The sequence below is a fragment of the Pseudomonas sp. PA-7-1E genome (assembly GCF_021605325.1).
In the GTDB taxonomy this organism is placed as follows: Bacteria; Pseudomonadota; Gammaproteobacteria; order Pseudomonadales; family Pseudomonadaceae; genus Aquipseudomonas; species Aquipseudomonas fluorescens_BV.
On record NZ_WKFA01000014.1, the window covers coordinates 62,895 to 77,539 of the forward strand.

Annotated in this window: 6 protein-coding genes; all 6 read left to right on the forward strand. The window is 61.2% G+C overall.

Annotated features, from left to right (window positions below):
• Nucleotides 1–3 precede the first annotated feature (3 nt).
• The 6 genes from pgaB (at nt 4) to GIW79_RS11975 (ending at nt 14,468) form a co-directional block, all read left to right on the forward strand.
• Nucleotides 4–2,001: a poly-beta-1,6-N-acetyl-D-glucosamine N-deacetylase PgaB gene (gene pgaB, locus GIW79_RS11950; RefSeq protein ID WP_236454119.1), complete on the forward strand. Its 1,998-nt coding sequence runs from the start codon at nt 4–6 to the stop codon at nt 1,999–2,001.
• Nucleotides 2,002–2,003: 2 nt separating this feature from the next.
• A complete protein-coding gene (gene pgaC, locus GIW79_RS11955) occupies nt 2,004–3,344 on the forward strand; it encodes a poly-beta-1,6-N-acetyl-D-glucosamine synthase (RefSeq protein WP_054896841.1) in 1,341 nt (446 codons plus the stop codon).
• Nucleotides 3,345–3,346: 2 nt separating this feature from the next.
• A complete protein-coding gene (pgaD, locus tag GIW79_RS11960) occupies nt 3,347–3,823 on the forward strand; it encodes a poly-beta-1,6-N-acetyl-D-glucosamine biosynthesis protein PgaD (RefSeq protein ID WP_034125431.1) in 477 nt (158 codons plus the stop codon).
• Between the two features lie 455 nt (nt 3,824–4,278).
• Nucleotides 4,279–6,000, forward strand: coding sequence for a ShlB/FhaC/HecB family hemolysin secretion/activation protein (locus GIW79_RS11965; RefSeq protein WP_236454116.1), 1,722 nt, complete (start codon nt 4,279–4,281; stop codon nt 5,998–6,000).
• Between the two features lie 30 nt (nt 6,001–6,030).
• Complete coding sequence (locus GIW79_RS11970) at nt 6,031–14,037, forward strand: two-partner secretion domain-containing protein (protein WP_236454111.1); 8,007 nt, start codon at nt 6,031–6,033, stop codon at nt 14,035–14,037.
• The gene (locus tag GIW79_RS11975) at nt 14,037–14,468 is read left to right on the forward strand and encodes a hypothetical protein (protein WP_003187491.1); all 432 of its coding nucleotides are present in this window, start codon (nt 14,037–14,039) and stop codon (nt 14,466–14,468) included. The genes GIW79_RS11970 and GIW79_RS11975 overlap by 1 nt, the downstream gene beginning before the upstream one ends.
• Nucleotides 14,469–14,645 lie beyond the last annotated feature (177 nt).

Genomic DNA, 14,645 nt, shown 5'->3' on the forward strand with positions numbered 1-14,645 from the left:
ACCATGACCGTCCTCAGCCGTTGCTTGTTGGTCCTGGGTGTAATGCTGGCCGCCGCCTGCGCCCAACAACCCGCGCCCTACACCCCACCCGCCGAACGGCCGATAGCGCCCAACGAAGCGCCGTGGCCGAAGAACCACTTTTTGGGCATTGCCTATCACGACGTGGAAGATCGCGACCCCGATCAAGCCGTGGTGGCGGTGCGCACCGAGCGTTTGATCGAGCAACTGGCGTGGCTGCGGGAGAATGGCTACCAGGCGGTAAGCGTCGACCAGATTCTGGCGGCCAGGCGCGGCGGCCCGGCATTGCCGCCCAAGGCGGTGATGCTCAGCTTCGATGACGGTTATTCCAGCTTCTACACCCGCGTGATGCCGATTCTGCGTGCCTACCACTGGCCTGCATTGCTGGCACCGGTGGGGTCCTGGATCGACACGCCGTTGAACCAACCGGTGGATTTTGCCGGTACGCCACGACCACGGGGAGAGTTCCTGACGTGGCAGCAGATTCGCGAGGTGTCGCAGTCTGGCCTGGTGGAAATCGCCGCCCACACCGACGCCAATCACAAGGGCATCCTGGCCAACCCCCAGGGCAACCTGGAACCGGCCGCCACCACGCGAAGCTTTGACCCCAAAACCAACGGCTACGAAAGCGAAGCGCAGTTCCAGGCGCGTATGCGGGCTGACGTCGCCGCGATTTCGAACAAAATCCGAACCGTCACCGGCAAGGCGCCCCGTGTATGGGTGTGGCCGTACGGGGCCGCCGATGGCACCTCGTTGGCGGTGGTCGGCGAGCACGGCTACGAGATGGCGCTGACCCTGGAAGACGGGCTCGACGACCTCGGCAACCTGATGAACAGCCCACGCTTTCTGGTGGCCTCAGACCCGGACGGCGAGCATTTTGCCAACAGCATGGTCGCCGTGCAGACCAAAGCGCCGATGCGCGTGCTGCACGTAGACCTGGACAACGTGTACGACCCCGACCCGGCCCAGCAGGCACGCAACCTCGACGTGCTGGTTCAGCGCGTGGTGGACATGGGTGCTGGCACCGTGTTCCTGCAAGCCTTCGCCGACCCCAAGGGCGACGGCCTGGTGCATTCGCTGTACTTCCCTAACCGTCACCTGCCGATGCGTGCCGACCTGTTCAACCGGGTTGCCTGGCAATTGCATACCCGTGCCCATGCCAGTGTGTACGCTTGGATGCCGGTGCTGAGTTTTGCCCTGGACCCCAAGCTGCCGCGTGTCACCCGCTGGGACCCGAAAACCGGCCAGGTCGGCCCCGACCCGGATCAATACAAGCGCCTGTCGCCGTTTGATCCCAAGGTGCGGCAGATCATCGGTGAGATCTACCAAGACCTGGCGCTTGTAGGGCCGATTGACGGCATCCTTTACCACGATGATGCGGTGTTCAACGACTTCGAAGACGCCAGCCCCGCAGCGCTCAAGGCCTATGCGGCCCAAGGCCTGCCGGACAGCATCGCCGCCCTGCGTGCCGACCCGGCCGTGATGCAGCGCTGGACCCGTTTCAAAAGCCGCTACCTGATCGACTTCACCCATGAGCTCACCGCCAAGGTCCGCGCTATCCGTGGGCCGCAGGTACTCACCGCGCGCAATATCTTCGCCGAGCCGATGCTCAACCCTGGCAGCGAAACCTGGTTCGCGCAGAACCTTGATGACTTCCTCCAGGCCTACGACTGGACCGCGCCGATGGCGATGCCGTTGATGGAAGGCCAGGAAGTGAAGACCTCCAACGCCTGGCTGGAAAAACTCATCGCCACGGTCAAGGCGCGCCCCGGCGCCATGGAAAAAACCATCTTCGAATTGCAAGCCAAAGACTGGCGCACCCAGGCCGCACCGGATATCAGCGCTGAGCAATTGGCAGAGTGGATGGGTGTACTCAAACGCCAGGGCGTCACCAGTTTCGGCTACTACCCGGACAACTTCCTGGAAAACTCCCCGGACTTGAAAACTATTCGTCCGGCTCTCTCCAACCAATGGAACCCTTGATCATGGTTGACAGAATCCTGGCTCTATTCGTGTTGGCACTGGTACTGGGCTTGCCCCTGGGCCTGATCTTCCTGGTGACCGGGCAGTTCCTGATGGACTTCGTGTTCTTCTACCCGTTGTTCATGTCGGCGCTGTGGATCGCCGGTGGCCTTTACTTCTGGCTGCATTGGGAACGCCACTGGCCGTGGAAAGAAGACACGCCGGCGCCGACCCTGGCCGGCGAGCCGCTGATCTCGATCATCATCCCTTGCTACAACGAGGGCGATAACGTCGCTGACACCATTGGCGCGGCCCTCGGCCAGTTGTACCCGAACATCGAAGTGATCGCGGTCAACGACGGCTCCAGCGACAACACCGCCGCAGTTCTCGATGCCCTGGCGTTGCAACACCCGCGCTTGCGCGTGCTGCACCTGGCGCAGAACCAGGGCAAAGCCGTGGCCCTGCGCATGGGCGCCGTGGCCGCCCGCAGCGAATACCTAGTGTGCATCGACGGCGATGCCTTGCTCGACAAAAACGCGGCCGCCTACATGGTCGCGCCGATGCTCGACAACCCGCGCCTGGGGGCCGTCACCGGCAACCCGCGCATTCGTACCCGCTCGACCCTGATCGGCCGGGTGCAGGTGGGCGAGTTCTCCTCGATCATCGGTTTGATCAAGCGTACCCAGCGGGTATTCGGTCGGATCTTCACGGTCTCCGGTGTGGTGGTGGCGTTTCGCAAGAAGGCCCTGGACCGCATCGACTACTGGAGCACCGACATGATCACCGAGGACATCGATGTCAGTTGGAAGCTGCAACTCGATCACTGGGCGATCTTCTACGAGCCGCGCGCCCTATGCTGGATCCTCATGCCCGAAACCGTCGGCGGCCTGTGGAAGCAACGCCTGCGTTGGGCCCAGGGCGGCGCCGAAGTGCTGTTCAAGAACATCCGTGGCATCTGGCAATGGCGCCACCGCTACCTGTGGCCGCTGTTGTTCGAATACTGCCTGTCCACCGGCTGGGCCTTCACCTTCCTGCTGTCGGTGATCTTCTGGGCCGTGGGTAAATTCGTCACGCTGCCGGCGGCGATCACCGTGAGCTCTTTGGTGCCGCCCGCGTTCACCGGGCTGGTGCTCGCCATGGTGTGCCTGTTGCAGTTTGCGGTGAGCATCCTGATCGACCGGCGCTACGAAAAAGACCTGTGGAAAACCCTGTTCTGGACCGTGTGGTACCCGATGGTGTTCTGGCTGGTCAGCCTGCTCACCACCCTGGTCAGCTTTCCCAAGGTGTTGTTCAACCAGCATCAGAAACGCGCACGCTGGGTCAGCCCGGACCGCGGTATCAAACCTGCACAAGAGGAGGCGTGATCATGAAACTGGTCAGAACTCGCCAAAACACACTGATGTGGATCGTCGATGTGCTGCTGACACTGCTGGCCTGGGGTGGGTTGATCTGGCTGCTGGCGCGAGGCATCAGCGCCATGCTTGAAACCCACGGCGGCCCACGCATCGAGGCGCCTATCTTTGCTGCGCTCAACACCTTGCAGGTTTACCTGTGGATCGCGCTGTTCAATGCGGTGATCCTGATCAGCTGGGCACGTTATCAGCAGCATCGCGGGCGCAAATTCGCCCAGCGCCGCGCCGAGGCCAATGCGCTGAGCGACCAGCACCTGAGTGAAAGTTTCAACTTGGGCGACGGCGACCTCGAACAACTGCGCCGCCCCGGCGTGCTGGTGATTCACAACGATGAAGAGGGCGGCGTCGAAGAAGTGAAGTCCCACGTCTCCCGAGACGTCGAACGCCCCGGCCTGACCCTGGTACCCGACAAAGACAAGGGCATTATGTAGGAGCGAGCTTGCTCGCGAAAAACGCCAGCGATAACGCGTGCTTTCTGAATAAACGCGGCGCCTGTGAGTTTTTCGCGAGCGAGCTCGCTCCTACAAAATGACGCGAGTGCTCCCCACCTGATTCAACGCACGTGTCGCAATTCCGATAAATGGGATCCAATTCACAAAACCCCCGCGAACTTTTCCCCCTTCTCCGGTACTAATCTAACTCGGCGAACATCTGATGGCTAAGTAATGGCAGTCGGAAAGTCATTCGTCGAATCGCCATCAAAACAGTTGCCACTTGTCGGAATAATCACTGCAAGTGCCCGACTTAAACTCTTTTGATGAAAAATTATCATTAATAATCAACAGGTTAGAAAACTAATCAGTCGAACGGCCCCACGTCGCCCGTTTCTAGGCGGGCTGGAAGTTCGATGTTAGTTTCGCGGCCCTTGATTTTCGATGGATCGAACATGTCTTCGTTATTGCCACGGACCCGGTTACTGCTCTGCACCCTCCTGCTCACCTGCATGGGCCTGAACAGTGCATCCGCCGCCCCCACGCCTGGCGATCAAGACTTGATCCGCGACCGGCAGAACCGCTTGCTTGAAGAGCAACAGCGGCGCCTCCAGGAGCTTCAGGATCTGCCCGGCAAAGCGGACAAGCCCCAAGCCCCGGCAACCCCGGCCGACACCCGTTGCTTCCCGATCAAAACCATCGAACTCAAAGGCGCCGACAGCCTGCCGGCGCCCGACCGCGAGCGCTTGCTCAAGCCCTACATCGGCCAGTGTCTGGGCGTATCCCAGCTTAACGAGTTGCTCAAGGTCATCACCGACTACTACTTGGGCAAAGGCCGCGTCACCAGCCGTGCCTACCTGCCGCAGCAAGACCTCTCCCCCGGCCATCTGCAAGTGCTGGTGGTGGAAGGCAAGCTCGAAGCGTTGCGCAGCGCCGAAGGCAGCACGGTGACCGACCGCGAACTGGCCATGGCGTTTCCCGGCAAGGTCGGCGAAGCACTTAACCTGCGTGAAATCGAGCAACTGGTGGACCAGCTCAACCGCCTGCCGTCCAAACAGGCGCAGATAGAACTCACCCCCGGCAAGCAAATCGGCGGCAGCGACGTGGTGGTCAAGAACACCGCGCAAAAGCCCTGGCGCGCCAGCCTGTCGCGCAACAACGATGGGCAGAAAAGCACCGGCGAACAGCAATGGGGCGCTGGCCTTGAGTGGGACAGCCCACTGGGCCTGGGTGACCAACTGATGCTGCGCGGCGGCCACGACGCCATCAGCGACCACCAGAAAACCTCGAAAAACACCATGCTCTACTACAACCTGCCCTGGGGCTGGTGGAACTTCAGCTACACCTACAGCGAGAGCGACTACCGCACCTACGGCGTGACCGACGGCTTCAAATTCAAGCAGGACGGCGACAACCAGAACCACCAACTGCGCGCCGAGCGGGTGATCCATCGCGACGACGTGAGCAAGACCTCGGTCAACGTCGGCCTGGCGCACCTGCGTACCAACAACTACATCCTCGACACACGCACCGAGGCCAGCAGCAACCGCCTCAGCGAACTGCAACTGGGCGTCAACCACGGTCGGCGCATCGGCAGTGCCTTCGTCAACCTGGACCTGGGCATGCAAAGCGGCATCGGCCTGCTCGACGCCCAGTCTCAAGACGAGCGTGACCCGCTCGGTCGGCGTCAGCCCAATTCGCGCTACCGCAAATACACCGCCACCGTCAGCTACCTGCAACCGTTCAGCCTGTGGGGCGAGTCGTTCAGCTTCAGCAGTTTGGCCACCGGCCAACGCAGCGAAGACATTCTGTTTTCGCCCCAGCGCATGAGCCTCGGCGGCTCGGCGTCGGTGCGCGGTTTCAAGGACCAGTTGCTGACCGGCGACAGCGGCGGCTACTGGCGCAACGAAGTGCGCTGGGCACGCCCGGTGACCCTCGACTGGATGCGCCCGGCCTTCGCCGAATACGGCGCCAGCGTCGGTTATGACCAAGGCGTGATCCGCAACGACCGCTACAACGACAACGTTCATGGCCGGGTGTCCAGCAACTCCCTGGAGCTGTTCGCCCGTGGCAAACACGTCAGCACCAGCGTGACCTTTGCTCATTCGTTAGAAAGACCCGGTGTGGTGACCGAGCGCGAAGCGCCGATCTACTTCCGCATGGATTTTTTCCTGTAATTCAACGCCCCGCTGCATGAGAGCCTGACAATGGATGTTCGCCAATTCGCCTTCCTGGCCCGCCAACCTTCTGCCGCCCTGAAGCGCCGGGACGCGTTCTTCGGCCTGCCCAAGCGCGGGCTGGCGTTGATCCTTGCCAACGCACTGTTCTGGCAGCCGCTGCTGGCCCAGGCCGAGGGCATTGTGGTCAGTGCGCCGGGCACCACCGTGGGCGCGGCGGGCAATGGCGTGCCGGTGGTAAACATCGCTACCCCCAATGGCGCGGGCTTGTCCCATAACCAGTTCAAGGACTACAACGTCGGCCCCAACGGCGTGATCCTCAACAACGGCAACACCGCCATGGTCAACACCCAACTGGGCGGGATCATTGTCGGCAACCCCAACCTCAAGGGCGGCGCGGCGAACGTCATCCTCAACGAAGTCAACGGCGGCAGCCCCAGCCAGTTGCGCGGCTATACCGAAGTGGCGGGGCAGTCGGCCAAGGTCATCGTCGCCAACCCGTACGGCGTGACGTGCAGCGGTTGCGGCTTTATCAACACCCCCAACGTCACCCTCACCACCGGCAAACCGGTACTCGATGCAAGCGGCCAGTTGCAGCGCTATGAAGTGGATGGCGGCGCCGTGACCATCGACGGCGAAGGCTTGAACGCCAGCAATGTCGAACGCTTCGATATCATCACCCGCTCGGCCAAGATCAACGCACAAATCAACGCCCGCGAACTCAACGTGATCGCCGGGCGCAACGACGTCGACGCGCAAAGCCTGAAAACCACCGCCCGTGCCGATGACGGCAGCGCCAAGCCCGAGCTGGCGATCGACTCCTCGGCCCTGGGCGGCATGTATGCCGGCGCGATCAAACTGGTGGGCACCGAGGCCGGTGTGGGCGTGAAGCTCGACGGCACGCTGGCGGCCAGTGGTGGCGATATTCAGCTCGACGCCAATGGGCGCCTCAGCATGGCGCAGGCGGCGGCCACCGGTAACGTCAAGGTCACCGCGCAAAACGTCGACCTCACCGACAAGGTCTACGCCAACGGCAATGTGCAGGTCACCAGCGCTCAGGCGCTGGTCAACCGCAAGAGCATCGCCGCCGGCCAGCGCGTCGAGATCAACGCGGCCAGCGTGAACAACCCCGGCATCATCGAAGCCGGCGTCGCCGCCGATAACAGCCGCAACACCACCGGCGATCTGGTGGTGAACGCGCAAACCGTCACCACCAGCGGCAACCTGTTGGCCAGCCGCGCCCTGGCGATTACCGCCGCGCAAGCGCTGACCAACCAGGGCGCGATCATCCAGGCCAAGACCGTCGAGGTCAGCAGCGCCAAACTCACCAACCAGGGCGCCAGCGCTCGCCTGTTTGGCGAGCAGAGCCTGGCGATCAACTCGCCGGCCATCGTCAACCTCGGCGGCTTGATCCGCTTCGGCGAAGGCCAGGCCGCCACGCTCAACAGCGCCTCCCTGGACAACCGCCAGGGCCGTATCGAAATGGCCGGTGGCAGCCTGGTGCTCACCAGCGCCGACCTGAACAACAGCGGCGGGCAAGTCATCGCCAACGACCTGACCGTCAACGCCGGCAACCTGAACAACCAGAACGGCGTACTGGTGGCCAAGACCGCGACCGTCACTGCCAGCAACCTCGACAACAGCCTCAAGGGCCTGATCCAGGCTGACGGCGGCGCGCTCAACCTCGCCGTTACCAACACCTTCAATAACAACCAGGGTTTCGCCCAGGCCAGCACCGACCTGAACGTGAAGGCCGGCACCCTCAGCAGCAACGCAGGCGGCGTACTGAGCGCCGACACCGGCAAGCTCACCCTCACCGCCGCGCAACAGCTCAACAACGCCCAGGGCCGCTTGCAGGCCGGGCAGGGCGATATCGAACTGCACGCCGCCAACCTGGATAACCAGGGCGGCACCATCGTCGGCAAGCAACTGCTGCTCGACGTGGCCGGCGGCGATATCGACAACCGCGCCGGGCGCGTGTTGGGTGACCACCTCGACGTGCGCGCCTCGGGCCTCGACAACCGCAACGCCGGCCTGCTGGCCGGTGGCGCCCAGGGCGTAAGCCTGCTGCTCAAGGGCCCGGGCCAGTTGCTCAACGCCCAGGGCCGCATCCAGAGCGAGGGCCTGCTGCAACTGCAAGGCGAGCGCTTGGACAACAGCGCCGGCATCCTGCTGGGCCAGACCGTCGACGTCACCGCGCAGACCTTCAACAACAGCAACAAAGGCGCGTTGGTCAGCGATGGCGGTGATGTGGTGCTCAAGGTCAGCGACCTGCTCACCAACGTCGGCAGCCAGATCGACGCGGGCGAACGTAGCGTGCTGGTCAAGCAACTCACCACCCTCAACAACGACGGCGGCACCCTGCGCGGCAAGCGCCTGGACATCGCCGCCCAGCACCTGAACAACGACAACGGCCAACTGCTGGCCGGCGCCGAAGGCCTGAGCTACAGCGGCCAGGATGTGAGCAATCGCAAGGGCCTGATCCTCAGCGGCGGCGCCCTCACCGAACTGAACACCACCCGCCTGGATAACCAGGGCGGCACCGTGCAGGGCGACAGCCTGACCGTTACCGCCAACAGCGTCGACAACGCCAGCGGCGGCCTGATGGCCAGCCTGGTCGGCAACCTGCAACTCACCGTCCAAGCCCTGGCCAACCGTGGCGGCAAGCTGTTCGGCAAAGAACAAGTGACCGTCAACGGCGCCAGCCTCGACAACAGCGCGGGCGGCCAGATCAGCGGTAACCAGCTCAACCTGACCTCACGTGGCACCCTCAGCAACCAGGGCGGCCTGATCGAAGCCAACCAGGGCCTGACCCTCACCGGCGGCAACCTGGACAACAGCGCCAGCGGGCAACTGCGTGCCCTGGGCGGCGCCAGCAGCAAACTCAACCTCAGCGGTGCGTTGAACAACCAGAACGGCACCCTCGAATTCGGCAGCCAGGCCTTCAGCCTTGACGCCGCCAGCCTCAACAACCAGAACGGCATGCTGCAACACGCCGGCACCGGCCTGTTCCACCTCAACACCGCCAGCCTCGCAGGCGGCCAGGGCAATATCCAGGGCATGGGCAGCGCCGACTGGGCATTCGGCAAGGTCGACGGCCTGGGCCGCGTGCAACTCAACGACGTGCTCACCTACAAGAGCGACCAAGGGCTGGCCCTCAAGGCCGGCGACCGCATGGCCAGCGCCAAGGGCTTGATCCTCAGCGTGGCCAGCCTGGACAACGGCGGCGAACTGCTCAGCGACGGTGACATCAGCATCACCACCGGCGATATCACCAACAGCGGCCGCGTCTCGGCCCTGCAAACACTCACCGTCGTCGCCAACAACCTCAGCCAGAACGGCGGCCGCCTGGCAGCCACCAATGCGCGCCTGACCCTGGGCGGCACCCTGGACAACCTCGGCTTCCTCACCGCCCGCCAGCAACTGGACATCGCCGCCGCGCAAATCAACAACCGTGGCACCCTCGGTGCCCAGGGCGCGGTGAACCTCACCGCGGTCAACGGCATCACCAATGCCGCCGACACGCTGCTGTTCAGCGGCGGCGACATGACCTTGCGCAGCAATGGCTTCAGCAACAGCTATGGCGATGTCTACAGCAAAGGCAACCTGAGCTTCGCCGCCCGCGATGGCGGGCGTGCCGTGCTGTTCAGCAACCGCTCCGGCACCGTGGAAAGCGAAGGCTCGATCGGCATCAATGCGGGCTTTATCGAAAACGCCAAAGACGCATTCGAACTCGGGCAAACGCTGACCACCGGCAGCTTGAGTTGGATCTGTGGCCAGCACTGCGGCGAGAGCGACAACTGGGAACGCGGCGAGATCACCATCTACGAGACGTACCTTGAGGCGGCGACCAAGGACTCGGTAGCGGCACGCCTGGTGGCGGGCAAAAACATGCTGCTGCAAGGCGACAACGTGCAGAACCGCTACAGCCTGATGGCCGCCAATGGCGACCTGAGCATCACCGCCGGTGACCTGCTCAACCAGGGCGCCGCCACGCGCACGGGCCAGCGCAAGCTTGTCATCGGCACGCCAGGTCACGTCTCCGACGATTTGTTTGAACGCATGCAATACGTCGACGTGCCCGCGTTCAATGCGGCCACGGCGGCCGGGAATTTCGACAAGGCGCGCTTCGAAGAACTGAAAAGCCGCTCACCCAATAGCCTGCCGTTCGCCTACGCAAGTGACGTGACCACCTGGACCAACAACAGCGGCCCCGGCTACGACGCCACCCTGCAAGCGGGCGGCACGGTCAACCTCAACGTCGCCCGCACCCTGCAAAACGGCACGCTGCACAACAACACCTTGGCCCAGTTGACCGGCACCCTCGGCGACGACCAGACCGGCATCCCCGTCGGCGGCATCAATATCAACCTGAGCAAACACGTCAACGACCCGAGCGCCCAGGCGCCCGGCAGCGTATTGCCCGTGTTAGGCGTGGCCCCTGGTGGCGGCTTCGTGCCCGTGGACTACACCGGCACCGCGTTTGCCCCGGTCGACCCCACCACCTCGCCCACCTTCCAACTGCCCAAGGGCGAGTACGGCCTGTTCGTCAAAAACGCCGACCCCGCCAGCCACTACCTGATCGAAACCAACCCCGAGTTCACTTCCGTATCGGGCTTCCTCAGCTCCGACTACCTGCTCGGCAAGCTCGGCTTCAACGCCGACAACGCCTGGCGCCGCCTCGGTGACGGCCAGTACGAAACCCGCTTGATCCGCGACGCCGTGCTCGCGCAAACCGGCCAGCGCTTCCTCGCCGGCGGCCTGTACAGCGACGCCGACCAGTTCCGCTACCTGATGGACAACGGCCTTGCCAGCAAAGACGCCCTGCGCCTGAGCCTGGGCGTGGCCCTCACCGACCAGCAAGTCGGCGCCCTGACCCACGACATCGTGTGGATGGAAAACCGCGTCATCGACGGCCAGACCGTGCTCGTACCGGTGCTGTACCTGGCCCAGGCCGACTCGCGCAACGTGCGCGGCAACAGCCTTATCCAGGGCCGCGACCTCAACCTGGTCACCGGCGGTGACCTGATCAACGTCGGCACCCTGCGCGCCAGCAACAACCTCTCCGCCATCAGCAGCGGCAGCATCTACACCGGCGGCCTGGTCGAAGCCGGCAACAACCTCAACCTGCTCGCCCAAGACAGCATCCGCAACGCCATGGCCGGCGAAATCCGCGGCAAACAAGTCAGCCTCACGGCGCTCAAAGGCGACATCACCAACGAGACCACCGCCATCCAGGTACGTGACGGCGCCGGCATGCGCACCCTCACCGACACCAGCGCCGGCACCATCGTCGCCCGCGAAAACCTCGCCATCGACGCCGGCCGCGACCTCACCAACCGAGGCGCTCTCACCGCTGGCAACGACGCCAACCTCACCGCCGGCCGCGACCTCAACCTCATCGCCGCCAGCGACACCCGCGTCAAACACGAAACCCGCGACGGCGGCGAGAAATCCAGCATCACCACCGACGTCAAAAACCTCGCCGCCAGCGTCACGGCGGGCGGCAACCTCAACATGCAGGCCGGGCAAGACGTCAACATCATTGGCAGCACCGCCACCGCCGGCAAAGACCTCAACATCGCCGCCGGCCGCGACCTCAACGTCGCCTCGGTCAGCGACATGCACAACGTCGAGGGCAAGGAAAAGGACGGCAAAAAACGCATCAAGACTTCGGACGACCAGACTACTCAAGTGGCAAGCGTGCTGACTGCGGGTGGGGATTTCGTCAGCCAGGCGGGGCGTGATACCACGATTGTGGCGAGCAGGATCAGTGCGGGGAATGAGGCTTATCTGTATAGCGGGGATAAGTTGAGTTTGTTGGCGGCTGAGAACAGTACGCATACGTTGTATGACATGAAGGAGAAGGGAAGCTGGGGCGCTAAAAAGGCGCAGATGGATGAAGTGACCCGCACCACCCAGGTAGGGACCGAGATCAAGACAGGTGGCAACCTAGTCCTTAAAAGCGACGGCGACCAGCTGTATCAAGTTGCGAAGCTTAATAGCGGCAAGGACATCATCCTTGATAGCGGTGGTGCAATTGTCTTTGAAGGCGTCAAGGACCTGCACGATGAGAGCCACACTAAGAGCAAAAGCGACCTCTCGTGGTTCAGCGCTAAGGGCAAAGGTAATACAGACGAAACCTTGCGTCAGAGCGAGTTGGTTGCCCAAGGACAGCTTGTCATCAAGGCCGCCGAAGGCATTCGTATCGACGTCAAACAGGTCGATCAGCAGACTGTAAGCCAGACCGTTGATGCGATGGTCAAGGCTGATCCTAATTTGGCCTGGCTCAAGCAAGCTGAGGCACGTGGCGACATTGATTGGCGCCAGGTAAAGGAGATTCACGAGAGCTTCAAGTACGACAACTCAGGGTTGGGCGCCGGTGCCAAGATTGCGATTGCGATCATGATGGCGGCGATCATGGGGCCGGTAGGATTCGGGTTGCAGGGAGCCACCCTTGCGGTGAGCACCAGCCTGAGTACGACGGCAGTCACTAGCACCATCAACAACAAAGGCAATTTGGGTGCAGCGCTTAAGGAAACGGTCAGCGCCAATAGCCTGAAAAGCGCAGCAGTCGCCGGGTTCACGGCGGGGGCTCTTGAGTATGCCGACACCAATTGGTTCGCTGGTGCTGACGGTGCAGGTGCAGGTGCAGGTGCAGGCACAAGTACAAGCACAGTCCAAGGTGTTACCCCGAGTACGGGTTCAACCTTGGCGGTTACGAACTCCTCCAAAGATATTTTCACCTGGACGTCAGCAGGCGATATCGCGCTGCGTACCGGTGGCCGGGCGGTAATCTCTAGCGGAATATCGACGGCCATTCAAGGGGGAAGCTTCGGCGACAACTTCAATGCGGCCCTGTTGGGAGAGGCTGGCAACGTTGCAATGGCTACCGGTTTTAATTGGGTGGGTGACTACGTCACGTTCCCCAATAGCAGCCCTCAAAAGATTATTGCGCACGCTTTGATGGGGGGATTGCTGGCTGAAGCCACAGGTAGCGATTTCAAAACCGGGGCTGCCGCTGCCGGGCTGAATGAGGCACTCATCAATCAGTTGGTGTGGGCTGCTCAAGGCAATGACGACATCACGCTGATGCTTTCACAGCTGACAGGCTTGTTAGCAGCTGCGGCGGTCGATGGAGATTTGGAAAAAGGCTCTCAGATTGCTCAGAAGGCGACGACGTTCAACTATCTTTACCACGAAGAAGTCGAGGAAATGCTTCGGGAGGTAGATAGCAAGACTACGGAGCAAGAGAAGCGTGAGGTCAGGCAGCGCTATGCGGAACTTGATCAGCAGAGAAATGACGAGTTGGATGCGCTTTGCGCACGCGATCCGCAACGCTGCCGAGGTATTGCCACTTCCTTGGCGAACGATGATCAGAAACTCGTTGATCTGGTAGGTAGGTTGAGATCCCAAGGGCAGGGCGGTGCTGCTTCTGCGGTTGGTTTTGTGATAGGGAACAACCTAGACGCGTCCAGCCAAATTGCAGCAGATATCAGCTCTGCGGGCGGTGGGCCATTAGTTAAGCTCGGTGCGGAGGCAATTAAGGCCGGAGTTGGGATCACACTGCCTTCACGTTCAAGCTCTGGTAAGGGGAAAGGAAGCCAAGTCGGCGCGGGTTCCCTTGAAGAGGCGGCGGGTCCAAAGGCGACAGGCGAAGTAGTGCCTCCCGCGCCTATTGTGACTTCTGGTGCGACTAGGACAGGTGTTGTTCGTACAAATGCCGCAGATTGGAGAGCACTGCGTAATAATTGGGATGACCTTGGGTATGGTCAAATCTTAAGTACTGAAAATCGGGCCGCGATTGCTAAAGGACGGACTCCAAAAGTCGACGATGCATGGGTTAAGGTTTTTCCTGAAGATGCAGGGCTAAAGGGCGAGAGAATTCCTATGCACCATGTTCAGGGTTCGCCACTTACTGTGCCACTGCCTGATACACGGCATTTGGATGCGCATATGCCAGGAGGGTTTAGATATAATCCAGGCGGTCCAGGGTCGGCTCTCCCGGCATACCCTCCAAAAAAAGGAGCTGAATAATGCATTCCGTACCGCTAGAACATGAGAAGCAAAAGTTGATTTTCTACGTGGCTCAAGACTTAGATCAGTCTATTAGATCTAATGTGCAGCAGCTCGTGAATGAGCTCGCTGCGTCAAGAATATGGAGCATTGCCCCGCCAACCTTTATTGACGCGATAGACGAAGGGGGCGCGGAAGTGGTGGGTGGAATGTTGGAGATTTATTCAGCACTGCAACCGAATATACTGTCTGTTGATATGGATTCAAAAAATCTAGATGAAGTGGAAGAAATAGTCTGTGCCGTAAAAAAGTTATCGGAAAAGGAAAATATTTCCTTTGAGTTTCAGTTGGATACAACTTTTGTCGGCGCCATTGATGATGGTGTTGTTGATCGAGTCTTGTTGGAGGGACTGCTCGTGCCGTGGCGAAATCATATAAATGGAAAAAGTTGAGTCGGTGCCAGAGCGGAGATGAATAAAAAAGTGAGAAAAGGGAAAGGCTTATTTAGAATTAGAGTTGAAAAACGTATTAAATAAATATGTCCCATTTTTCACATTTTCACGGAGAGAAAACGTGAAAAAAATTAGCGTAATAATGGTAGTTGTATTTCTGATTGTGGGTTGCGCGCC